Origin of the sequence: Schleiferilactobacillus perolens DSM 12744 (genome assembly GCF_001435585.1) — a bacterium.
GTDB classification, from domain to species: domain Bacteria; phylum Bacillota; class Bacilli; order Lactobacillales; family Lactobacillaceae; genus Schleiferilactobacillus; species Schleiferilactobacillus perolens.
Window position 1 is genome coordinate 229,176 of sequence record NZ_AZEC01000004.1, and the last position, 24,324, is coordinate 253,499.

At 48.2% G+C, this 24,324-nt stretch carries 21 protein-coding genes and 1 tRNA gene; 15 read left to right on the top strand and 7 right to left on the bottom strand.

Translation table 11 applies throughout. The annotated features are described in order from the left end of the window. Nucleotides 1–4: 4 nt before the first annotated feature. From uvrA to FD09_RS06340, 5 genes are all read left to right on the top strand, one after another. Nucleotides 5–2,893, top strand: coding sequence for an excinuclease ABC subunit UvrA (gene uvrA / locus FD09_RS06320; RefSeq protein ID WP_057819471.1), 2,889 nt, complete (start codon nt 5–7; stop codon nt 2,891–2,893). 137 nt (nt 2,894–3,030) lie between these two features. After that, on the top strand, nt 3,031–3,921 hold the full coding sequence (gene rapZ / locus FD09_RS06325) for an RNase adapter RapZ (RefSeq protein ID WP_057819473.1): 891 nt from the start codon (nt 3,031–3,033) through the stop codon (nt 3,919–3,921). After that, the gene (locus FD09_RS06330; protein WP_057819475.1) at nt 3,918–4,955 is read left to right on the top strand and encodes a gluconeogenesis factor YvcK family protein; all 1,038 of its coding nucleotides are present in this window, start codon (nt 3,918–3,920) and stop codon (nt 4,953–4,955) included. The genes rapZ and FD09_RS06330 overlap by 4 nt, the downstream gene beginning before the upstream one ends. Further along, the gene (gene whiA / locus FD09_RS06335; RefSeq protein WP_057819476.1) at nt 4,955–5,908 is read left to right on the top strand and encodes a DNA-binding protein WhiA; all 954 of its coding nucleotides are present in this window, start codon (nt 4,955–4,957) and stop codon (nt 5,906–5,908) included. Before FD09_RS06330 ends, whiA begins: the two co-directional genes overlap by 1 nt. 5 nt (nt 5,909–5,913) lie before the next feature. Next, nucleotides 5,914–6,381, top strand: a complete 468-nt coding sequence (locus FD09_RS06340) for a MarR family winged helix-turn-helix transcriptional regulator (RefSeq protein ID WP_057819478.1) — start codon at nt 5,914–5,916, stop codon at nt 6,379–6,381. 101 nt (nt 6,382–6,482) lie between these two features. Here the strand turns inward: FD09_RS06340 and clpP are convergent, their stop codons facing one another. After that, on the bottom strand, nt 6,483–7,076 hold the full coding sequence (gene clpP / locus FD09_RS06345) for an ATP-dependent Clp endopeptidase proteolytic subunit ClpP (RefSeq protein WP_057819480.1): 594 nt from the start codon (nt 7,074–7,076) through the stop codon (nt 6,483–6,485). A 131-nt stretch (nt 7,077–7,207) separates the two neighbouring features. Next, nucleotides 7,208–7,342: a hypothetical protein gene (locus FD09_RS16905; protein WP_268873284.1), complete on the bottom strand. Its 135-nt coding sequence runs from the start codon at nt 7,340–7,342 to the stop codon at nt 7,208–7,210. 125 nt (nt 7,343–7,467) lie between these two features. Between FD09_RS16905 and FD09_RS06350 the strand changes: the two genes are divergently transcribed. The 7 genes from FD09_RS06350 (at nt 7,468) to FD09_RS06380 (ending at nt 15,149) form a co-directional block, all read left to right on the top strand. Continuing rightward, nucleotides 7,468–7,539: transfer RNA gene (locus tag FD09_RS06350), tRNA-Arg, on the top strand. A 374-nt stretch (nt 7,540–7,913) separates the two neighbouring features. After that, entirely contained in the window at nt 7,914–8,951 is a 1,038-nt protein-coding gene (locus FD09_RS06355) for a sugar-binding transcriptional regulator (protein WP_057819482.1), read from the top strand. Between the two features lie 38 nt (nt 8,952–8,989). Next, a complete protein-coding gene (gene gap, locus FD09_RS06360) occupies nt 8,990–10,012 on the top strand; it encodes a type I glyceraldehyde-3-phosphate dehydrogenase (RefSeq protein ID WP_057819485.1) in 1,023 nt (340 codons plus the stop codon). A gap of 108 nt (nt 10,013–10,120) precedes the next feature. Next, nucleotides 10,121–11,332: a phosphoglycerate kinase gene (locus tag FD09_RS06365; RefSeq protein WP_057819487.1), complete on the top strand. Its 1,212-nt coding sequence runs from the start codon at nt 10,121–10,123 to the stop codon at nt 11,330–11,332. 21 nt (nt 11,333–11,353) lie between these two features. After that, nucleotides 11,354–12,109, top strand: a complete 756-nt coding sequence (gene tpiA / locus FD09_RS06370; RefSeq protein WP_057819489.1) for a triose-phosphate isomerase — start codon at nt 11,354–11,356, stop codon at nt 12,107–12,109. Between the two features lie 91 nt (nt 12,110–12,200). After that, nucleotides 12,201–13,493, top strand: a complete 1,293-nt coding sequence (gene eno, locus FD09_RS06375; RefSeq protein WP_057819491.1) for a phosphopyruvate hydratase — start codon at nt 12,201–12,203, stop codon at nt 13,491–13,493. An 81-nt stretch (nt 13,494–13,574) separates the two neighbouring features. Beyond that, nucleotides 13,575–15,149, top strand: a complete 1,575-nt coding sequence (locus FD09_RS06380) for a ClC family H(+)/Cl(-) exchange transporter (RefSeq protein ID WP_057819492.1) — start codon at nt 13,575–13,577, stop codon at nt 15,147–15,149. Here FD09_RS06380 and FD09_RS06385 read toward each other — a convergent pair. Next, nucleotides 15,118–15,567 carry a hypothetical protein gene (locus tag FD09_RS06385; RefSeq protein ID WP_057819494.1) on the bottom strand — a complete coding sequence of 150 codons (450 nt, stop codon included), beginning with the start codon at nt 15,565–15,567 and terminating at the stop codon, nt 15,118–15,120. The genes FD09_RS06380 and FD09_RS06385 overlap by 32 nt on opposite strands. Nucleotides 15,568–15,705: 138 nt before the next feature. Between FD09_RS06385 and secG the strand changes: the two genes are divergently transcribed. The 3 genes from secG (at nt 15,706) to smpB (ending at nt 18,992) form a co-directional block, all read left to right on the top strand. Then, the gene (gene secG / locus FD09_RS06390) at nt 15,706–15,942 is read left to right on the top strand and encodes a preprotein translocase subunit SecG (protein ID WP_057819495.1); all 237 of its coding nucleotides are present in this window, start codon (nt 15,706–15,708) and stop codon (nt 15,940–15,942) included. A gap of 107 nt (nt 15,943–16,049) precedes the next feature. Beyond that, complete coding sequence (gene rnr, locus FD09_RS06395; protein WP_083487608.1) at nt 16,050–18,473, top strand: ribonuclease R; 2,424 nt, start codon at nt 16,050–16,052, stop codon at nt 18,471–18,473. A gap of 42 nt (nt 18,474–18,515) precedes the next feature. Next, entirely contained in the window at nt 18,516–18,992 is a 477-nt protein-coding gene (gene smpB, locus FD09_RS06400) for an SsrA-binding protein SmpB (protein WP_057819497.1), read from the top strand. Between the two features lie 68 nt (nt 18,993–19,060). On the opposite strand, the gene FD09_RS06405 is transcribed toward smpB, so the two are convergent. The 4 genes from FD09_RS06405 to FD09_RS06420 all read right to left on the bottom strand — a co-directional run bounded on the left by FD09_RS06405 (nt 19,061) and on the right by FD09_RS06420 (nt 24,311). Next, the gene (locus FD09_RS06405; protein ID WP_057819498.1) at nt 19,061–20,806 is read right to left on the bottom strand and encodes a helix-turn-helix domain-containing protein; all 1,746 of its coding nucleotides are present in this window, start codon (nt 20,804–20,806) and stop codon (nt 19,061–19,063) included. A 40-nt stretch (nt 20,807–20,846) separates the two neighbouring features. Then, nucleotides 20,847–22,076 carry an MBL fold metallo-hydrolase gene (locus FD09_RS06410; protein ID WP_057819500.1) on the bottom strand — a complete coding sequence of 410 codons (1,230 nt, stop codon included), beginning with the start codon at nt 22,074–22,076 and terminating at the stop codon, nt 20,847–20,849. A gap of 90 nt (nt 22,077–22,166) precedes the next feature. Then, entirely contained in the window at nt 22,167–23,486 is a 1,320-nt protein-coding gene (locus FD09_RS06415) for an ABC transporter substrate-binding protein (protein ID WP_057819616.1), read from the bottom strand. Between the two features lie 6 nt (nt 23,487–23,492). Next, nucleotides 23,493–24,311, bottom strand: a complete 819-nt coding sequence (locus FD09_RS06420; RefSeq protein WP_415649990.1) for a carbohydrate ABC transporter permease — start codon at nt 24,309–24,311, stop codon at nt 23,493–23,495. Between the last annotated feature and the right edge of the window lie 13 nt (nt 24,312–24,324).

Below are 24,324 nucleotides of genomic sequence, written 5' to 3' on the forward strand. Positions count from 1 at the left end.
ACATATGGCGAACGACAAAATTGTGATACACGGTGCCCGCGCGCACAATCTTAAAGATATTGATGTGACCATTCCGCGTGACAAGTTGGTCGTAGTGACCGGTTTGTCCGGTTCGGGCAAGAGTTCATTGGCATTTGATACGCTATATGCCGAGGGACAGCGGCGCTACGTTGAGAGCTTGTCAGCTTATGCTCGACAATTTTTAGGCCAGATGCAAAAGCCGGATGTGGACAGCATTGACGGTTTATCACCGGCTATTTCGATTGATCAAAAGACGACATCGAAAAATCCGCGTTCAACCGTGGGAACAGTTACTGAAATTAACGACTATTTACGGCTCTTATGGGCGCGGGTGGGGCATCCCATTTGTCCGAATGACGGCACTCCTATTCAGAGTCAATCTGTGGATCAAATGGCGGCCCGAGTACTCAATTTGCCTGAAGGTTCGCGGATTCAGATCATGTCGCCGATTGTTCGGCAAAAGAAGGGTACCCAGCAGAAGGAATTTGCTCGGGTCAAGCGCGAAGGTTACGTCCGGATTCGCGTCGATGGTGAGACTTACGACATTAGTGAAGCACCAGAATTAGAAAAGAACAAAAAGCATGATGTGGACATTGTTGTGGACCGAATTGTTGTGCGGCCCAATGTCCGTTCACGTCTTTTTGATTCACTGGAAGCTGCACTGCGCTTGTCTGATGGTTATGCTAATGTGGATGTCATCGGTGGCGAACCGTTGGTATTCTCAGAGCACTATGCCTGCCCAATCTGTGGGTTTACCGTGGGTGAGTTGGAGCCGCGCTTATTTTCTTTCAATGCGCCGTTTGGTGCCTGCCCTGACTGTGACGGCCTTGGTATGAAACTTTCCGTCGATCCTGATCTGGTGATTCCTGATGATACCAAGACCCTGCGGGAGGGTGCCTTAGCCCCTTGGAATCCAATTAGTTCGCAATACTATCCGGAATTATTGGAACAAGCTGCCAAGGCGTTCCATGTGGACATGGATACTCCGTTTAAGAAACTACCGAAGAAAGATCGGGAGCTTGTTTTGAATGGCTCAGCGGGCAAGGAATTCCATTTCCATTATGAAAACGATTTTGGTGGTGTGCGGGATGTGGATGTCGCCTTTGAAGGGGTGCTCTCTAATGTCTCCCGTCGTTATCGGGATACCAACAGCGACTTCACGCGCGAACAGATGCGGCAATACATGACCGAGTTGACTTGTCCGACTTGCCATGGCAAGCGGCTGAACCGACAGGCGTTATCTGTAAAATTGGATGGCGAAGACATCGCGGATGTATCGGATCTGTCCATCAAGGACGCACTGCCATTTTTCCAACACGTTAAACTGTCTGAACAGGAGACGGTGATCGCAAAACCGATCCTGAAAGAAGTCCGCGATCGGCTGACTTTCTTGCGCAACGTGGGATTGGATTACTTAACTTTGTCCCGTTCTGCTGGCACATTATCTGGCGGGGAAGCGCAGCGAATTCGGTTGGCCACCCAAATTGGTTCTAACCTTTCTGGCGTCCTTTATATCTTGGATGAACCGTCAATTGGGTTACATCAGCGCGATAATGACCGTTTGATTTCTTCTTTAAAGAAAATGCGAGATCTGGGAAATACCCTGATCGTCGTCGAGCACGATGAGGACACCATGCGGGCGGCGGATTATCTGATTGATATTGGCCCGGGTGCCGGCGAAAAGGGCGGCCGTGTCATGGCAGCTGGGACCCCGGCACAAGTTGCTAAAGATCCCAAGTCGCTCACGGGACAATACTTAGCTGGTAAGAAATTCGTGCCGGTACCGCTTACCCGGCGATCCGGTAATGGCAAGAAGATTCGAATTACCGGGGCCGCAGAGAACAATCTGAAAGGCATTGATGTAGACTTTCCGTTAGGTAAGTTTATCGTGGTGACTGGTGTATCCGGTTCAGGCAAGTCCACGCTGGTCAACCAGATTTTGAAACGGGCATTGGCCCAGAAACTTAACCGTAACTCCCACAAGGCTGGGAAGTACAAGTCAATTTCTGGATATAAAAATATCGAAAAACTCGTGGATATTGACCAGAGTCCCATTGGTCGGACGCCCCGGAGCAATCCGGCCACCTATACAAGTGTGTTTGACGACATTCGCGACCTATTTGCGAAGACCAACGAGGCCAAAGTCCGTGGCTACAGCAAGGGCCGCTTTAGCTTTAACGTCAAGGGCGGTCGCTGTGAGACCTGCAAGGGCGATGGGATCATTCGGATCGAAATGAACTTCTTGCCGGATATTTATGTACCGTGTGAAGTATGCCATGGGACCCGTTACAATTCTGAAACCCTGGAAGTCACCTATCATGGCAAAAACATCGCCCAGGTGCTGGATATGACTGTGGCAGAGGCCCTGGATTTCTTCAAGGCTATTCCCAAGATTACCCGGAAGCTGCAAACCATCGTCGACGTGGGCCTGGGTTACGTGAAAATGGGCCAGCCAGCGACGACCCTTTCTGGTGGCGAGGCCCAGCGGATGAAGCTGGCTTCTGAACTTTACAAGAAGTCTACGGGAAATAACTTCTACATTCTGGATGAACCCACGACAGGGTTGCACACAGATGATATCAAGCGCCTGCTCGTGGTCTTGGAACGGTTAGTCGATGAGGGCAATACGGTGTTGATCATTGAACACAATCTTGACGTGGTCAAGAGTGCCGACTGGCTGATCGATCTGGGACCCGAGGGCGGTGACGGCGGTGGTACGGTGGTCGCTGAAGGGACTCCTGAACAAGTCGCTGAAGTCCCAGAGAGTTATACTGGTCAATATTTAGGACCAGTATTGAAACGGGATAAAGCAAGGACTGAAAAGACGCTGACAAAAACCAAAAAGTCGGCATCAGTGAAGGCCAAAAAGTAGTGAATAAGAGAGCTGCACCGAAATGGCCCAGGGGTCGTTGCGGGTGCAGCTCTTTTAATTGGGAACAATTAGTTTGGTACACAAACGACACGCCCGGATGTGTTATAATGTCAGCGAGTCAGAAAAGGAGGATTTGGATGTCTGCAGGTAATCCCTTAGATGTTGTGATCATTACCGGTATGAGTGGCGCCGGCAAGACGATTGGGGCTCAGGCTTTTGAGGACCTGGGCTATTTTGTGATTGATAATATGCCACCTTCCTTGTTGCCCAAATTCTGGGAATTGGTACAAGAGTCCGGTACAATTTCTAAAGTTGCCCTGGTCATTGATTTACGCTCCCGTGCTTTTTACGATCAAATCATTTCGATGTTGGCGGACTTGGACAATGCCAATACCGCCCACACGCGCATCTTGTTCTTGGATGCGTCCAATTCGGAATTAGTTGCCCGCTACAAAGAAACTCGCCGGTCTCATCCGCTGGCAATGGACGGGCGGCTGTTGGAAGGTATTAAGAAAGAACGCACATTACTGACAGAAATGAAGAATCGTGCGCAAATCGTGATTGATACTTCGAATATGTCGCCGCGGGAGCTGCGCGAAGATATTTTTGCGCACTTTAAAGAACAAGGGGAAACGCCCTTCCATGTGGAAGTCATGTCGTTTGGCTATAAGTATGGCCTGCCCATTGACGCCGATATCGTCATGGATGTCCGCTTTTTACCGAATCCTTATTATATTCCCGCTTATAAACCGTTAACGGGACTCGATAAACCTGTTTACGACTATGTCATGAAGCAACCCGAGACCGAAGCATTTTATCAACAATTTCTTAATTTGTTATGGTTAACCATGCCCGGCTACCAACGGGAAGGAAAGACCAGTATGACGATTGCCATCGGGTGTACCGGCGGTCAACACCGCAGCGTGGCCATTGCTCAGCGGTTAGCCGATGATTTGGGAAAGAAATATCCCGTGGATGTGACCCACCGTGATATGGCCCGGCGAAAGGAGACTGTGAACCGTTCATGAATGGTGATAATCGAATTATCCGTGTCATCCGCGGCCGCCGCCCGAAAGTCGTGGTCATTGGCGGTGGAACGGGCCTGCCTGTTATTTTGAGTGCGCTGCGCCAACAGAATGCCGATATTACAGCGGTGGTCACGGTGGCAGATGACGGCGGTTCTTCCGGTGTGCTGCGCAATTATATTAATGTCGTACCACCTGGTGACATCCGTAATGTCCTGGTTTCTTTATCCCAGTTGTCCGAAGCAGAATTACGAATTTTTCAGTATCGCTTCGAGAGTTCTGATGCCTTTTTATCCGGCCACGCGATTGGCAACTTAATTATTACGGCATTGGCTGAAATGGATGGCGGTATTTTTACCGCGGTTCAGGAATTAGCGGCGATGATGAAAGTAGATGGCCATGTGTATCCCGTAGCCAATGTGCCATTGACGTTGAACGCTGAGTTTACTGATGGGGCTAAAGCACAAGGTGAGACGGAAATTTCTGGTGCTGGCAAGCGCATCAAACGGGTTTGGGTTACGCAAAAAGATGATCCCAGTGTACCGCCAGAAGCGGCCGATCCGGTCATTGATGCCATTCAGGCCGCCGAAGTGGTGGTTCTTGGTCCCGGCTCATTATTCACCAGTATTTTACCTAATCTCATGATTGACAATGTCCATCAGGCGTTACAAACCACTCCGGCAAATATTACTTATATTTGTAACATCATGACCCAAAAGGGGGAGACGGAAAACTTCACCGATGCGGATCATGTGCGTGTCTTGGATCAGCATCTGGGCGGTCAATACATCGACACCGTGTTGGTCAATACCGAACCGGTGCCGCCGGATTACATGGATCGGCAAAAGTATGATGAATATCTCTACCAAGTGCGCCATGATTTTGCCGGGTTGCGGCAGCTTGGCTGCAACGTGATTACGGACAACTTTTTATCCCTGCACGATCGGGGTGTTTTCCATAACGGCGATAAAGTGGCGAAAGAACTGTTGAACCTGGCATTCCAGGCAAAACTCGACAAGAAGGGCTGGGTGCATTAATGGCGTCATTTGCCAGTCAAGTAAAAAAAGAGCTCACCCTGCTGCCGGTACATCGCCAGCATGCCCGGGCTGAACTGGCAGCGCTCATTCGCATGAATGGGGCGCTGCGGTTGGTGGATCACCAATTTGTGTTAAGCGTGCAGACCGAGAATCCGGCGATTGCCCGGCGGATTTATGCCTTGTTAAAACAGGTGTATCACGTTGAGGCAGAACTGCTGGTAAGCCGTAAGATGAATTTGCGGAAAAATTATAATTACGCGGTGCGGTTAAAGGGCGGCAGTCATCGCGTACTTACGGATCTGTCGATTTTGCAAAATGATCAGTTGCATTTGAGTCACCAGATTTCAGCGGATATTTGGGAGCGCCAGCCGTTGTTGCGGTCCTATCTGCGGGGTGCGTTTTTGGCCGGCGGATCGGTTAACAATCCCGAAACCAGCCGGTATCACCTGGAGATATACTCCACGTATGCGGATCACAGTGCAGATCTTTTGAAAGTCATGCATCAGTTTCATCTCAATGCCAAAGAGACCCAGCGGCGCAGCGGATTCATTGTCTATCTGAAGGAAGCCGAGCAGGTCGCTGATTTTCTGCAATTGATTGGCGCCACCAATGCCATGCTGCAGTTTGAGGATGTGCGCATTGTCCGCGATATGCGTAATTCGGTTAACCGATTGGTGAATTGCGAGACGGCTAATATGAATAAAACGGTCAACGCTGCTGCCAAACAGATCGACAATATTGAATACATTCAGGCTACCGTGGGTCTGAATCAGTTGTCACCGTCCCTGCGCGAAATTGCAGTGGTCCGCTTGGCCAATCCAGAAGTGTCTTTGAAAGAACTGGGAGAAATGTTACCCAACGGACCGGTTTCAAAATCCGGTGTGAATCATCGCTTGCGCAAGATCAACACGTTTGCAGAATCATTGCGGCAAGGAGACAGAAAGGAAGCTTAAACATTATGGCGACGCCAATTATTCTGGATCAGCAGTTGTGTTTTTCAATTTACCAGGCCCACAAGGTGTTTAATCATTTTTACACCAAGGCGTTGGCCCCGTTTTCTTTGACTTATTCTCAATACATTGTTCTGTTAGCCCTGTGGCAGTATGGCACGCTTTCTGTCAAAGACTTGGGAGCGCGGGTCGGCTTGGACAGTGGTACGCTCACACCGCTGCTCAAGCGTCTGGAAAAAGATGGCTGGCTGACCCGATCCCGGTCTAAGAACGATGAACGTAAATTAGACGTCGCTTTAACGGACCATGGTCAAGCCATGCAAGAGAAAGTCTATGAGCGTGTGGGGACCTGTCTGGAATGGATCGGGTTATCGGCGGATCAGTATGCGCAGATGCGGGATACGGTGTTGTCCGTGCGCGATCATCTGGCAGACATCCCGGACAACTATTTTGATCACCTCGATGACGCCCACTGATGGATCAAAAAATAAGCCCCAGAGATTTCCATTTTACACGGAAATCTCTGGGGCTTATTCATTTTCGTTAAGCATTAAACCGATTGGTACCCGGTCACGAATTACTTGCTTTCAGGATTTGTCCGATCCATGATGTGATCGATCAAACCGTAATCTTTAGCTTGTTCAGCCGTGAGGTAGTTATCCCGTTCGGTATCTTGCTGAATCTTTTCAATGGGTTGACCAGTGGTATCGGCCAAGATTTGGTTAATCTTTTCCCGGGTCTTCAGAATTTCTTCTGCCGCAATCTGAATATCAGTTTGCTGACCCTGGGCGCCGCCGAGTGGTTGGTGAATTAAGACGGTGGCGTTAGGCAGAGCATAACGCTTGCCCTTCGTGCCGGCCGTCAACAGGATGGAGGCCATGGAAGCCGCCATACCGATGGCAATCGTCTGTACGTCTGCCTTGACAAAGTTCATAGTATCCATGATTGCCAAGCCGGAAGTGATGACACCACCCGGAGAATTGATGTATAGGTAAATATCTTTTTCTGAATCTTGAGCATCCAAGAACAGCAGTTGGGCAATAATCGAATTGGCCATTTGGTCATTAACCTCGCCGGACAGCATGATGATGCGGTCCTTTAATAGACGGGAATAAATGTCGTAGGCCCGTTCGCCCCGAGAAGTCTGTTCAATAACTGTAGGGACTAACATAGAAGAACCTCCTTAAGCTTGGGCACGTCTCCTACTGCAGGGACGCAGCCGTTTCCAAGTGCCGTAATCAAAGAACCATAATTAGCACTCATTAAAGTACTCTGCTAATTTACCACTAAAGAAACATGTCGTCAACGACGACGCTCATGTTTTTCGACGGGTGCAGCCAGGTTCAAACCAGCGGCAATAATCGCGATGGCACCAGTGGTAATCAGCAACACACCATTCACAATGCCCAAGACCTGGGCCGCCATATGCTTATTCATGCGGATTGCTCCCTTCCATAGTCTGTACTTCTTCATCATAACAAACATTTGCGGCAGATGGCGGAAAAAAATCGGCGGAGACTCTTGCAATCCGGGCCGCCATCATGTATCATATTTCAAGTGATGCGCTGTTAGTGTAATGGATCGCACGAAAGATTCCGGTTCTTTAGATGAGGGTTCGATTCCCCCACAGCGCATAAATATATTTGAAAGCGATCCGTAGCAGAATCATTCTGCTACGGATTTTTTTCTGCCCCCTGTGATCGTTTTTGAACGTTGGCGACAGGTCTAGACAGGTGGGCCGTAAATCGTCCATCCAGGTCACAATTTGTTAAGAAAAGACGAATGATTCTAGATTTTTTACCTTCACAAGTGCAGTTAAACAACGAGAACGCCAAGTGTATCAAGGATTTGGCGGCCATGCATCGTGCTTGCAAACGAGTCGGTTGAGTGCTATATTTAGAGATGTTAAAGGGAAGACCTAGCAATTGGATCCCTAAAAAATTTTGTCTTGCTGGGTCGCTCTGCGACACCCTTGGACATAATGCGTCCCAGAGAGGGGTCAGATATCGTGCACGAAGAATTAGGGTGGATTGAGGCGCTCGCGCCGGATTTCCTAACCGTGCTTCGCCAACGATATCAGGTCCTACGCATGATCAGTTGGGCATCGCCGATCGGTCGGCGGACTTTGGCTGCTGAACTCGATATCAGTGAGCGGGTATTGCGCACTGAGACGGACTTTTTACGCCGCCAACGTTTGATTGATGCAACGACCGCCGGCATGGTAATCACGCCGCGCGGTCGGGAAGTCCTCCAGGGATTGGAGAACTTCATGAATCAATTAGTTGGTATTCATGATGCTGAGAAACAGTTGGCTGACGCTTTGGGCATTGATCATTGTATGATCGTGTCCGGTAATTGCGATGTACAGCCGAAGATTCTTGACGAAATGGGTCAACTGGTGAGTCAAACATTGAATGCATTGTTGCCGGATGGCAAGAATATTGTGGCTGTCATGGGTGGTAACACCATGGGTCACGTTGCCACTGCTTTAACACGCAAGTTGGGGCAGGGCCGACAATTGATGTTTGTACCGGCCCGTGGCGGCATCGGTGAGCGGGTGGACATCCAAGCCAATACAATTTGTGCTGAGATGGCCCGAGCTACCGGTGGTGAACATCGCGCACTTTATCTTCCGGATAATGTAAGCGAGGAAGTTTACGAGCCGTTGCTGAAAGAGCCGAGTGTACGGCGGGTGCTGGATCTGATTGATCATGCAACAGCAGTGGTACATAGTGTCGGTGACGCCCTGGTCATGGCCGAGCGTCGCGAGATGGATGCCGATACCATTCAGCTGTTGCGCGAGGACCAAGCAGTCGGCGAAGCGTTTGGCTATTTCTTCAATGAGGCAGGCCAAGTGGTTTATAAAGTACCGCGAATTGGATTACAGGTGGCGGACCTACAACGGATTCCGCACATTATCTGTATCGCTGGCGGCGCGTCCAAAGGCAAAGCAATTCGCGCGTATATGCATAGTGCACCGGATCATACGTGGTTGATCACGGATGAAGGTGCCGCTAAAGTGATTTTAAACGGGGCAACCCTTTAAAATATTATTTTTCAATTTCCTAAAGGAGGAAGTTTTGTATGACTGTCAAAATTGGTATCAACGGTTTCGGTCGTATTGGTCGTTTAGCTTTTCGTCGGATTTATGAATTAGGTGCTAAGTCTGATGACATCCAAGTAGTTGCGATCAACGATCTGACCAGCCCGGCTATGCTGGCACACTTGCTGAAGTATGACTCCACTCATGGTACATTCCCTGGTGAAGTTAGTGCGACTGACGATTCTATCGTCGTTGACGGCAAGAAGTACCGGGTTTACGCTGAACCGCAAGCTCAAAACATTCCTTGGGTTAAGAACGATGGTGTTGAATACGTTCTTGAATGTACTGGCTTCTACACTTCTAAAGCCAAGTCACAAGCTCACTTGGACGCTGGCGCAAAGCGGGTTCTGATTTCTGCACCTGCTGGCAGCGACACTAAGACCATTGTTTACAACGTAAATGATGACACTTTGAACAGTGAAGACCGCATCGTTTCTGCAGGTTCCTGCACAACGAACTGCTTGGCTCCGCTGGCATTCTTCGAAAACAATGAATTTGGTATCAACGTTGGTACCATGACGACTATCCATGCTTATACTTCTACACAGATGCTGCTTGACGGCCCTGTACGTGGTGGTAACTTGCGTGCTGCTCGTTCTGCCGCTGTTAACACAATTCCGCATTCCACTGGTGCCGCTAAGGCAATCGGTTTGGTAATTCCTGAATTGAACGGCAAGCTGAACGGCCATGCACAACGTGTTTCTGTTGTTGATGGTTCCTTGACTGAATTAGTTGCTATCTTGGACAAGAAGGTAACTGCTGACGAAGTTAACGCTGCAATCAAGAAGCACACTGAAGGCAACGAAAGCTTTGGCTACAACGATGACGAAATCGTATCTTCCGATGTAATCGGCACAACATACGGTTCTATCTTCGATCCTACCCAAACTGAAGTTGTTACTGCCGGTGACCATCAATTGGTTAAGACCGTTGCTTGGTACGACAACGAATATGGTTTCACTTGCCAGATGATTCGTACGCTGTTGAAGTTTGCCACTCTCTAATCTGAGCGTCTGACTTTGATAATGCAGTAACGTTTAGGCGGAGGGAGGTTCACTCCCTTCGCCTTTTATTTTGGAAAGCTTAACTTTACTTTTAGGAGGTTACTTTAAATGGCAAAATTGATTGTTTCTGACGTTGATGTCAAAGACAAGAAGGTCTTGGTGCGGGTTGACTTTAACGTGCCCATCAAGGACGGTAAGATTGGTGATGACAACCGGATTCGCGCTGCATTGCCGACGATCCAATACATTATTGATCATGGCGGCAAGGCAATCTTGCTGTCTCACTTAGGCCGGATCAAGAGTGACGCAGACAAAGCGCAATTGAGCTTGAAGCCTGTTGCTGCACGTCTGTCTGAATTGTTGAAGAAGCCTGTTGAATTCGTGCCCGTTAACGAAGGCAAGGAATTGGAAGACGCCATCAGCAACATGCAAGACGGTCAAGTTCTCTTGATGGAAAATACCCGGTTCCAAGATATTGACAACGACTTTGGCAAGCGTGAATCCAAGAACGATCCTAAGCTTGGTCAATATTGGGCTTCTCTGGGTGACTTATACGTCAATGATGCATTTGGGACAGCGCACCGGGAACATGCTTCTAACGTTGGTATTGCAACAGCCATGAAGGCTGCTGGCAAACCAGTTGCAGCAGGCTTCCTGATGGAAAAGGAAATCAAGTTCTTAGGCGACGCCGTGGACAATCCTGTTCACCCATTTGTCACGATCTTGGGTGGTGCCAAGGTTTCTGACAAGATTGGTGTCATTGATAACTTGATTCCTAAGTCTGACTACATCCTCATTGGCGGCGGCATGGCTTATACCTTCTTGGCTGCTCAAGGCCACTCAATTGGTAAGTCCTTGTATGAAGCCGATAAGGAAGATTTAGCAAAACAATTGTTAGCTAAAGCCGGCGACAAGATCGTATTGCCAGTGGATAACGTGGTTGCTAAGGAATTCTCAAATGATGTACCGACTGAAGTTGTTGGCGATGATATTCCTGCTGATAAATTGGCATTGGATATTGGCCCCAAGACTGTTGCTTTGTTCAAAGACAAGCTGCAAGGCGCTAAGACCGTTGTATGGAACGGACCAATGGGTGCATTCGAAATGAGCAACTTCGCCAAGGGTACTCTGGAAATTGGCCAAGCACTGGGCGATTTGAAGGGTGCCACAACCATCATCGGCGGCGGCGATTCTGCTGCGGCTGCACAACAGTTGGGTATTGCCGACAAGATTACGCATATCTCTACTGGCGGTGGTGCTTCTCTGGAATATCTGGAAGGCAAAACTTTACCAGGTATTGCATCCATTTCCGACAAGTAATCACGAGAGGACGATACAAAATTGCGTAAACCAATTATTGCAGGTAACTGGAAGATGAACATGAACCCCGACGAAACACGGGCGTTCGTGGCTGCGGTTAAGAATGAATTACCAGACCCCAGCAAAGTTGAATCTGTTATTGCTGCACCAGCTGTTGATTTAACAGCATTAGTGGACGCTGCCAAGGATTCTGTCTTGGTACCGGCTGCTCAAAATGCCAATGATCATGAGTCTGGTGCATATACTGGCGAAACGAGTCCGAAGGTATTGGCTGACTTAGGCGTCAAGTACGTTATCGTTGGTCACTCCGAGCGGCGCGGTTATTACCACGAAACCAATGAAGATGTGAATAAAAAGGCGAAGGCTGTTTTTGCGAACGGTATGAAGCCGATCATCTGTGTTGGTGAATCCCTGGATCAACGCGAAGCTGGCGAGACTGAAGACTTAGTAGCCACTCAAGTAGAAGCAGCCCTAAACGGCCTTTCTGCTGACCAGGCTAAAGAGTTAGTGATTGCCTACGAACCTATTTGGGCAATCGGTACAGGCAAAACTGCCACTTCTGAACAAGCAGAGGAAGTTTGCCGGCATATTCGCGAGACAGTGGCAAAACTGTATGATCAAACGACTGCTGATGCCACGCGGATCCAATACGGCGGTTCTATGAAGCCAAACAACGTCAAAGAATTAATGGCTCAACCGGATATCGACGGCGGCCTGGTTGGCGGTGCTTCATTGCAACCTGATTCTTTCTTACAATTAGTTCATTATCAAGACTAATTGTGATAAATCGCGTTTACCCTAGGGGGTAAATACGGTAAAATAAGAGTGAGTCAACTTACTCAAAAGTAAAAAAGGAGAGATAAACCACATGTCTGTTATTACTGATGTACTGGCCCGCGAAGTACTTGATTCCCGGGGCAATCCCACTGTCGAAGCAGAAGTTTATACTGAACTTGGCGGCTTTGGCCGGGCAATCGTACCTTCTGGTGCTTCTACTGGTGAACACGAAGCTGCTGAATTACGTGACGGCGATCCCAAGCGTTTCGGCGGCAAGGGTGTCTTGAAGGCTGTTGGTAACGTCAACGACAAGATCGCTAAAGAAGTGATCGGTATGGATGTGACTGATCAACGCGCACTGGATCAGGCCATGATCGACCTGGACGGTACACCGAACAAGGGCAAGTTGGGTGCTAACGCTATTCTTAGTGTTTCCTTGGCTGCTGCTCGGGCAGCTGCTGACGAATTAGGCCTGCCTCTGTATTCTTATCTTGGCGGTGCCAATGGCCACGTATTACCCACTCCGATGATGAATGTCATCAATGGTGGTGCACACGCGGACAACAACGTTGACTTCCAAGAATTCATGATCATGCCAGTTGGTGCTAAGTCCATCCACGAAGCAGTTCGGATGGGTTCAGAAACATTCCACGTTTTGAAGAAGTTATTGGAAGAACGCGGTTACCAAACGGCTGTTGGTGACGAAGGCGGCTTCGCTCCTAACTTGAAGAACAACGAGGAACCGTTTGAAATCCTGGTTGAAGCCATCCAACGTGCTGGCTACAAGCCTGGTGAAGATATTTCGATTGCCTTCGACTGTGCAGCATCTGAATTCTACAACACTGAAACTCATCAATATGAATTGAAGGGTGACGGCAAGAACTATACTGCTGACGAATTCACTACATTGCTGGAAGGCTTAATCGACAAGTATCCGATCGTTTCCGTTGAAGATCCCTTGGATGAAAACGAATGGGACGACTGGAAGACTTTGACTGCTCGTTTGGGCAAGAAGGTCCAAATCGTCGGTGATGACCTGTTTGTCACAAACACCCAATACCTGAAGAAGGGTATTGAGATGGGCGTGGCTAACTCCATCTTGATCAAGGTTAACCAAATCGGTACTTTGACCGAAACCTTCGAAGCCATCGAAATGGCCAAGGAAGCTGGCTATACTGCCATTGTTTCCCACCGTTCTGGTGAAACTGAAGATACGACAATTGCTGACTTAGTTGTTGCAACGAATGCGGGCCAAATCAAGACTGGTTCTATGAGCCGGACTGATCGGATCGCTAAGTACAACCAATTAATGCGGATTGAAGATCAACTGGGCGATGCCGCTGAATACAAGGGCATCAACAGCTTCTACAACATTAAGAAGTAATTGTTCGCATAAGCGAATAAAAAACGTCGTGTATCTGCACGGCGTTTTTTTGAGGACTCATTTCGGGAGGATTGGCGCAACGTGACAGAGCAGGAAAAAGATACAACCCGTTTAACCATCGTCTTATGGGGACTACTGATTGGATTGATCACTGGCGCTGTGGTCAGTATGTTTCGATGGTGCATTGAGCATGCCCTGACTGCGACTATTTGGGCTTACCATCAGATGCAGCAGGGGCAAGTTGTCTGGTGGTTGATCGTCATTGGTGGCAGTTTATTGATTCCGCTGATCGTTGGTTTGCTTGTGAAGCAGCAGCCGCAAATCAGCGGTTCTGGGATTCCCCAGGTTGAGGCACAGCTGGATGATGAACTGACGTTATCGTGGTGGTCAATTCTCTGGCGTAAATTTATTGGCGGCATCCTGAGTATTGGTCCGGGGCTGTTCTTGGGACGCGAAGGCCCCTCGATCCAACTCGGCGCCGCTGTTGGCCAAGGTGTAGCCGAGATTTCAGGACAACGGGGTACTCGGCGCCGGGTGGCCATCGCTTGTGGTGCCGCCGGTGGCTTGGCCGCTGCCTTTAACGCACCCATCGCTGGGACATTATTTGTGCTAGAGGAAGTTTATCATAACTTTTCGCCTTTGGTCTGGTTGGCGAGTTTGGCTAGTGCTGTGGGCGCTAATCTGATCGCAACCACCGTATTTGGATTAACACCGGTGTTGCATCTGCAGTACGCAGCTAGTTTACCCGTGATATTGTATGGCCATTTGGTTGCGTTAGGCGTTATCTTGGGCTTGTTAGGGATTGTGTATCAACAAGCGCTTTTGGCGATGCCGCAATTGTATCAGCGGTTCATCCCTGGTCCCCGTTGGTTAAATGGGGTAGTCCCATTTTTAGTTACCATTCTCGTGGGAATCATTGTCCCCCAGTGGCTAGGTGGTGGGAATGCCATTATCTTAAGTGTTGGGCGTTTGAGTCCTGTTTTAGGCACGTTGATCATTCTTTTCTTGGTTCGTTTTTGCCTGTCTATGGTGTCCTATGGTTCCGGACTACCCGGGGGTATCTTCTTACCCATTCTGAGTCTAGGAGCGATTATTGGGGGCATTTATGCCGCCTGCATGATTCAAATCGGGTGGCTGCCGCCAAAGTATTTTGTGAATTTTGTCATCGTCGCCATGGCGGGGTATTTTGCCGGGATTGGGAAAGCACCTTTTACCGCGATCTTGTTAATCACTGAAATGGTCGGGACGTTGACCCATTTAATGCCACTGGCCGTGGTGTCTTTGGTGGCTTACGTGGTCGTGGATGCATTGGGCGGTGCGCCAATTTACGAAAGCCTGCGGACTCGATTGCAGGTGCCAGAGCAACAGCAGGCCATGCAAGGCAAACGCGCACATCTGGAAATACCAGTGATGCTTGGCAGCCGGCTGGATAACATCGCTGTGCGGGACTTTACTTGGCCTCACGGCACGCTGCTCGTGGCTATCCGTCGGGGTGAACGTGAACTCGTGCCCAGTGGGGACATGTTAATCCATGCGGGCGATACACTGATATTAACCATGGATCAGAATATGCGGGCGCAGGTGCGCCGACAATTGGCAACCATCCTGGCTGCACAATCACAGCCTACTCATTCAACTCATGGGGATCATGAATAATTAAGTGGGTCTTCACCTGATTGGGCCAATCATTGACGAGATCGTCATGGTTGTGCAGGTGAATATAGAAAACCACAGCATTGACAAAAGGCACGAATAAAAAGATCATCGTCAACTTAGCTGGGATAAATATACCGGTGATTACAACGATCAGGGTACCGATTACCAGTTGACCGATGTGTTCAGCAACCCCCAGGCCTTGATGATTCACGTAGTCTTGCCAGTACCGATGGGTAATCACAGGTCCACTTAATTCATACCGGTCATGGGGATGCAGTGTCTGACGTAACCGAATCAGCCGATTATGGATGGTGGTCATGGTTTGAGCGCGCAACCGGACTAATAACCAGGCAAACGCAAGTGTCATTGCGACTAAGAAAGTAATCATTAACGTCACCAAATCCAACGATATCATCATGCTCATTCCTTCCTTAACACTCTATCTCCATCTTACAACGATATCGCGCAACTGTCGGTAGACATGCTTATAGACGCCGCCCAATCGGTGTGTTACGATTGGTTAGAGAATTTAGGACAAGTTTTGGAGGTTTCGCTCGTGTATAATGTCGTCATGACGCTGCTCATCATTGATTCGATTGCCATTGTCATTGCTGTTATGATGCAACCCACTAAGCAACAGGATGCGTTGAACGCATTATCTGGTGGTGCTGGTGAGTTGTTCGGCCAAAGTAAAAAACGGGGTTTTGAAGCGTTCATGGAGAAAGTCACCGCCGTTCTCGGTTTCCTCTTCTTCGTGTTTGCGTTGATACTGGTATTTTTAGGGTCCAAGTAAATAATGGAATGACTCTTTTTGCCTAGTTCCCCCTCGTGGACTAGGCATTTTTTCGCTTAATAGAATGGGGATATCCCCCGATAAGAAGAAGGACGGTTACACACTTTATGGAAGAACACGATGAATTAATCGCGAATGTTTACGATGTCTTTGAAAGCAATCCAGAAGCCCAGTATACAGTCGATACACTGGCCCGAATCATGCATATGAGCGGTGCGGCGGCATTCAAGAATATTGTTAAAGTCGTGACGGAATTAGAAAACGATCATCACATTGTGGTGATTAACGATAATCGCTATCAGTTAGCACCCTTGGACGAAGTCGTGACAGGGGTATTTCATGCCCATGAGAAGGGCTTTGGCTTTGTTTCCTACGATCCAGACCAGCAGGATGTCTTTATCCCGAATGGCAAATCAGATACGGCCATTGACGGCGACACCGTTGTGGTCACCTTGGTGCGCGGCGGCAACCCATGGAAGAAGAAGGGTCCAGAAGGTTACATTTCTGGTGTTGTAGAACGTAAAATTACCCGATTGGTGGGCGAATTTTTCCAATACTCCGATGCTGAGGTCGCTAAGACGGGCATGATTGGGTATGCCCAAAGTCACGAAAAGAAGTTATCACAGTATTCTATTTTTCTTTCTAGTGAAGGCGTTCATCCCCAGATGGGCGACATGGTCTTACTGGAAATTACACAATACCCGACTGCTCAGACACCAACTCAGATGCAAGGCATCGTCTTGAAGACACTGGGGAATAAGAATGAACCTGGTGTGGACATTCTGTCGATTGTTTATGACCACGGGCTGCATGACGAGTTCCCGCAAGAAGTATTGGATCAAGCCAATGCCATTCCAGACACGGTCCAACCAGAAGACAAAGTGGGCCGGAAAGATATCACCGATCAGCCCATGGTGACTATTGATGGCGATGACTCAAAGGACTTTGATGATGCCGTCGCAGTATGGCGCCTGCCCAATGGCAACTTCCATTTGGGGGTATCCATTGCCGACGTCTCCCATTACGTCACGGAGGGCTCGCCATTGGACCAGGAAGCTTATGATCGCAGCTTCAGTACGTATTTAGCAGATCGGGTGATTCCGATGCTGCCGTTCCGTTTGTCCAATGGCATTTGTTCGCTGAATCCAGGGGTTGAGCGATTAACTTTGACCTGCGATATGGAGATTGATGATCAGGGTCAGATCGTGAAACACACAATTTATCCCAGTGTCATGAAATCGGCTGCCCGGATGACGTATAACAATGTTAACAAGATCATTCAAGACCGAGATCCCGCATTGCGCGAGCAGTACAGCCAACTTACAGACATGTTTGATACGATGGGTGAATTGCACGAGATTCTCTTCAATATGCGCCATCGCCGTGGAGCGATTGACTTTGAGGACACTGAAGCCAAGATTATCGTCGATAAAGACTCCAAGCCTGTGGACATTGTTTTACGGGAACGAGGCACGGCGGAACGCATGATCGAAAGCTTTATGTTGGCCGCCAACGAAACCGTGGCCAAAGAGTATTATCTTCAGCATGTCCCCTTCCTGTACCGGGTCCACGAAACACCTGACCAAGATCGAATCCAATCCTTCTATGAATTTGTTTCCGCTTTTGGTATTCATCCCAAGGGCGGTACTAAAAACGTACAGCCTAAGGCGTTGCAAGATATTTTAGCCCAAGTGGCAGGGACGCCTGAAGAGGCCGTGGTTAATACCATGATGCTGCGGAGCTTGAAACAAGCGCATTACTCCGATGAATTGTTAGGCCACTTTGGTTTGGCTGCCAAGTATTACACGCACTTCACGTCACCAATCCGACGGTATCCTGACTTGATCGTGCACCGCATGATTCACCAATATGCACAAAGTGGTGAGGGTCAGGCAGAGAAGGATAAATGGCACAAAGTATTGCCGGACATTGCGGAACAGACTTCGACACAAGAACGCAAGTCGGTGGATACTGAACGCGATGTGGATGATCTGTTGAAGACGGAATACATGGAAAAGCATGTGGATGAAGAATTCGATGCAGTGATTGCCTCTGTGACTAGCTTCGGAATGTTTATTGCGTTACCGAATACGGTTGAAGGCTTAGTCCATATTTCGACCATCGGAGATGACTTCTATTCCTTTGACGACAAACAATTGGCACTACTGGGCCGATCGACCCACAAGATGTACCGGATTGGGCAAGCGGTCAAGGTGAAATTGGTCAGCGCCAATGTGACCTTGCGCCAATTGAACTTTGAACTTGTCTTGAGTCCAGAAGAGCAAAAGCGGGCGGATCAACGTAAGGAACGAATGGCCCAATATGGTAATTCGGGTAATTATAGCGGGCCCCGCAAGACCATGAATGGCCCGCGTCATCGACCAGGCAACAATCGCAGTAATCAACGTCGTAATAACAATAACAACAATAATCGCACCAATACAAACAGCGCTAGTGACGATGGCTTTAACCGCCCTCGGATCGTGCAAAGCAATAAACACGGTAACGGTAAAAGTAACCAGCGCCACTAAGCACTAGTCACACAGTTTGGCAGCAAAGGATGGTGAGTATGCGTGGCAAAACAGAAAGAAAAACAAAAGCCGGCCAATCAATTAGCGCAAAACAAAAAAGCGTCCCATAACTACAATATTCTAGATACCTATGAAGCAGGGATTGCCTTAACTGGTACAGAGATTAAGTCTGTCCGGGCCGGTAAGATGAATATGCGGGATGGCTACGCGCGGGTGCGTAACGGTGAAGTCTGGCTGGAGAACGTGCATATCTCGCCGTACAAGCAGGGTAATCAATTTAACGCGGATCCATTGCGCAGTCGCAAACTCTTGCTTAAAAAGCGTGAGATTGCCAAATTAGCTGGGGTCGTACAGCAAAAGGGGATCACCATCGTGCCGTTGAAGGCGTATCTCAAACATGGTTTTGCCAAGATCCTCATCGGTGTCGGTGAGGGTAAGCACGACTATGACAAACGTGAAACGTTGAAACGTAAAGAACAACAACGCGATATCGATCGTGCCTTGAAGCAGCGATATTGATTCCAGGTCGCAAAAAAACACCACCGTCAAATTTAATGACGGTGGTGTTTTTGTATGCACTGAATTAATTAATCGGCAGCAACGGGACTGACGTTGTGTTTCTTAGCCCATTCCAGTGTGTTCTCTAGGATCGTGCGAGCAGCGGTCAATTGACCATGCTTATCCTTAATCTTCAAGTTTGGAATCGTCTTTTCAGCATTGTGGACAGCCACTAGCAAATCAGTAATATTTTGCAATGATTTACGCGGCTTCCCGGTTACCAGTTGACCTTTCATAGCCACTGGTAAGACGTTGAAGATAATTGTGGTGAGTCCTTTGATGGTATCCTTGTATTCTTCTTGTTCTTTCTCAGGTGAATGACGCAGCACCGATTGAGTCAATGGGAGCAATTCCTGTAAGAAATCGACGACTTTTTCGATATCTTGCACTGATTCTTTCGGGGCGACCGGACCTTTGTCGTCAGTCGAGGCGGTATTCTTGGTACTATGGTTAGTTGTACTTTCACCCTTGGACCCAGAGGTGAAATGTTGGGTTGAAGTGGGTACAGGCCGGCTAAGGTGGGCATCCAGTTTATGAATGATGGGCGCCTTGCGCGTCGGTACCGGAGCGTGGCTGTTATTATTGTTATTGTTGCTATGGTTAGACTGGATGACCGCTGGTCGATTTTGATTCGGCGTGGTGACCGTTAATTGATTGGTAGCTGCCTGGCTTTGAACCTGACTTTGACCGTGCGGCGTACTATTAGTTGCAGCAGCAGAAGTGATTGGCTTGGTTGGTGCTGTGGACTGTGCTTCTTGTGGTGATTGATTGGCGGCTTCTTTTTCCTTTGCTTCAGTGGTCGCCGCTGCGAGAGCGGAATATTGAATCCGCTGATCTTGCAAGCCGTAGAAGTAAACGAATTGTTGGGCCATGGCCGAATTATCATTGTTGAATGGAATTAAATCAATCACCGGTTCGATGGAGTTAGCTGCGACCCGGTTCAAATAATTCGCTAAGAAGTCGGCCAATTGCAAACCTAAACGATCCTTAGAGTCAGCACCGGTGATATAAATGCTGGAACGTTGCCCATATTTTAAGAACAGGTGCTTTTGAATGCTCTCCCGAACCATCCGTAACTGGTTCTCGTCGATGATAGGGGAATGATCCATCGTGATCGTCAGGTTCAGCTGGGGCAGTTTCTTACCTGCTAACGTATGACCGATTAATTCACTGAGCAACCGGACGTAAGGAAATACTTGCGAGAATCGTTCATTGGCCTGGTTGCGGGTAAGCAAAACGGGAATCTTCTCAGTCTTCAACCCAGCGTAATCGATATACTTATCATGGCTCAACTGCAGGATCTTGACGATATTATCATTGGTCTTGAAGTGTGCCTTGACTTCATCGCCTTTATCCCAGCCAAACGGATAAAGGGCATTTTGAAACTTCTTCAGTGAGCTGGCTTCTTCGAGCTGCGGAACCAAAATACCACTGACGACGATTTGATTATTGCCGCGACTTTGTTGATCGGGATCGAAGCTCTCGTCCATGTAAATGGAATAATCCGTCATTAATGGCGTATCCAATTCTTCTTCTGGTTCATTTTTGCTCTCTGCGGCAATTTCTTCTGGTTTCTGCTCAGCAATCTCTTTGGCCGCTTTTTCAAAGTAGGTTTCTAGAATTCCCCGGTTCTTTGCCCCTGGTTGGGTGCGCCCGGTTAAATAAGATTGTAATGAGGCATAAGAGATACCAATATCCCCGGCCAGTTCTTTAGTTGTTTTCTTGGTACGCAGTAGTTCTTGTTTTAGTTGTTCAGGCAACGAATCATTTGCCATAAAAAAATTCCCTCTTCCGTTTTTCGTTTAAAAAGTGGTGTTACATCTCGTAGTAAAGGTCCCGTTCAGGTAAGAGTACGTCGCTATACGTTGGGGCCAATGCATCAGCCATAGCTTGGGGATGGAACGTGTGCCAGGGGACAATAATTTGAGCGTGGACTAGATCAGCCAGTTTAATTAAATCTTCTTTGCGGGCATGACCAGTGGCCGACATGAACTGTAATTCAATATCCCAATCCGCTATTTTTTCTTTTAACACAGCAAAACGGGGGTCATAATCCCCTAATGGTTCACCGTTTGAATGTAAGTAAATAGTGGGATGGGGCAAGTCGGCCAATCGATCAAGATGGTTGAATGTGTTTTGCAGGACAAAGCGTCCAGGCACTTGTTTAAGCTCATTTAAGTTGTCTTCTGTAATCGTGTGAATCGTTGCGGCCGGTGCAAAAGCATGCATAATCGCAGCAAATTGAGGTTCCCAAAGAATTGGATGATGATTGGTTAACGCAATCTGGTTTAACGTCAGCATCCGCTCCACATTCCGCGGATACACATTCAACACATATTGCGTCGATGGTGTCACCGGGTTCGTGAGCAGCTGAGTAAAGCGTTGCGCGAGCGTCTCCTCCGTGAGAGGAATAGCGGGATGGTCAGTATCTTCCACGGGCACTGGTGCGTCAAAACTAAAAGTGGTGCCCTCTAACATAAATACTTTGACCCGTTTTTCCTGTAGGACTCTTGACCAGTTTAACACGCGCTGAGCGTGGGGTCCATTCAAGCGTACGTCACCACTGTGGGCGAAGTAGTGCTGACCGTCATGGACCAATAAAGCCATCGCGCCGACTGTGTCATGATCGCTGGCAAAACCGGTGACGGTCAAGTTGCCCACGCTCAATGGTGTCTCATAAGGCAGGATATGCAGATTAGCCACCGGGCCCTCCATCTTTTCGGCAATCATTACATTGTATAGTTTGTAGGCCTCTGGGCTCAAATAAATGGGAATATCGCTTTGCAGATATTTTAACGCACCCATGTGGTCAATGTGCAAATGGGAAATAAAGATGGCCTCATGGTGAAAATGGTCGGGGGTGTTTGGTAAAAAAAGTTCTGGCAGATGGGGTAGTTGATGCTTCGCCAGCATTTCTGGAACGGTCAGTTGCGGATCTAAATCCGTGATGCCAAAGTCCATAATGATCCGGCTGTCGCCCTGGGCAATTTCTACAATGTTGCCGCCGATGGTGTCTAAGCCATTCAAAAATCGTAATGTGGTCATAAATTAAGTCCTTTCTTTCGAAAAAACGGGGCCAGTCAACAGTTACGTTGCCTGGCCCCGTGGTCATTGTTTAATTAAACTGTTTGAAGATTACTGCTTATTCTCTTTGATAATATTTTCGGTGGTCTTTTGCAGTTGATCCATCGTCGTCTTGGGATCAGCGTTCTTAGAGATCATCTTATCCACAGCTTCGAGCAGATCGTTCCGATATTCGGAGAATCCAAGGAAGGCAGTCGATTGGAAACCATCATCCAAAGAATCAACAGCGGCCTTGTTATAAGGCTTTTCTTGCAAATACTTCTTGTAATCGGCGGTGTCCATTGCTGATTTACGCAACGGCACATAACCAGTCGCCATGGCCCACTTAGCGGTCTCCTTTGAGGAAAGCAGGAACTTCATGAACTGCCAAGCACCCTTCTTTTGATCTGCACTGGCACTCTTAAACATGACGATATCATTACCGGCTACTTCAGTCGCCTTCTTGCCCTTGTAACTCGGCAGTGGCATTGTCCCCCACTTCAAAGTCTTGGGTGCTTGGGCAACCATTTGTGTCACACCGGCGGAAGAACCTGCGTAGAACGCTGCCTTGCCCTGAATAAAGCCCTGGGTAAAGTAGTTATCTGCACCGGCTGTTTTAGCCGTCTTGTTCTTGACCATGTTATTGATCAAGTTCACTGCTTCTAATGTATCGGCAGTGTTCAAGTTAACCTTCAAAGATCCTGGAGCGATCAACGGATTGCCCGCTTGCCGAGCCAGACCTTCAAATTCCATATCCCAGGAACGATCGAAGCCCATGCCGTAAATGCCATCAGCTTTCAACTTATCGCCAGCCTTGACGATATCGTTCCAGGTCTTTGGTTTCGCAATGTTGTATTTGTCCAAGATGGCTTGGTTATAATACAAGATCCGGGTCGACTTGGAGAAAGGAATGGAATAGTACTTGCCTTGATACTTGGAACTCTTCAAGAAGGCGGGGTAGATATCCTTCAGATCACTGCTGGTCAATTTATCGCTGCCAGACAGCATGTATTCATCCAGGGGAGCAATCAAATTACTCTTACTATAATCCGGTACGGTGGTATAGGTGGTTTGGGAAATTGTGGGCAGGCTGCGTGATTTGGCAGCAGCCATAATCTTTTGCTGCAGAGCAGTATAGTTACCCTGAGCAGTCCCTTTGACCACGTATTTCGATTGGGACTTGTTGAAATCATCAATAATGGAATTCAGTGCTTTTTGGTAGGGACCGTTCATACCATGCCAGAACGTGATCTCTACTTTCTTACCGGAATTAGAACCCTTGCTGCTTGAAGAATTGGAACTGTTGCTATTACCGCACCCGGTTAATACGAGGGCAGCTAATACGACGGTGACAGTCGAGGCCAAGACTTTCAACCAAGTATGCTTCTTCATCATTACCTATCCTTTCAATCCTGAGTTGGAAATACCTGCAATAATGTACTTCTGAAGGAAAATGTAAACAACAACCATAGGAATAATAACAAATGTGGAGGCTGCCATCAACAGCGCAAAGTTGGTACCAGCATCCGTCGTGAACGCTTGCAACCCCACTGGTAGAGTCCGCATATTCTCATCATTCGTCACGATCAAAGGCCACATGAAGGCGTTCCATGAACCAATGACCTGTAACACAGTGACTGCGGTGATGGTGGATTTGGACATTGGTACAAGGATGTGCCAAAGAAAACGCCAATCCGATGCACCATCAATTTTGGCGGCAAAATATGTCTGATCCGAAACACTGTTGAACGTTTGGCGAAGCGTAAAGACGGTGAAGAAACTGGCTAACCAAGGTAGGATCAAAGCGCCATACGTGTTGACCAAATGCATGTTGGACAGTGTGACGAAGTTCGGGATGATCAACATTTCCCCAGGAATCATCATAGTGCCTAAGAAAATTAGGAACAAAATATTTTTACCCCAAAACCGCAGCTTGCTGAATGCAAAGGCCGCCAAAATACTGGTAAATAATTGGCCTATGGTGGTCACCCCGGTGACGATCACAGAGTTAACGAAATAACGGGCGAAAGGCGCAGCCTTGAAGGCTTCGACGTAGTTACCCCATTGCAACTGCTTGGGAATCCAGACTGGAGGAATTTGCACAGTTTCTGGTTGTGTCTTCAATGACGTGGACAGCATCCAGAAGAAAGGCAGGATCATGATGAGTGCACCCAGAGTCAGAATCGTGTAGCGTAAAATTGAAGCGACTTTTTTCATGATTTCTCCCTCC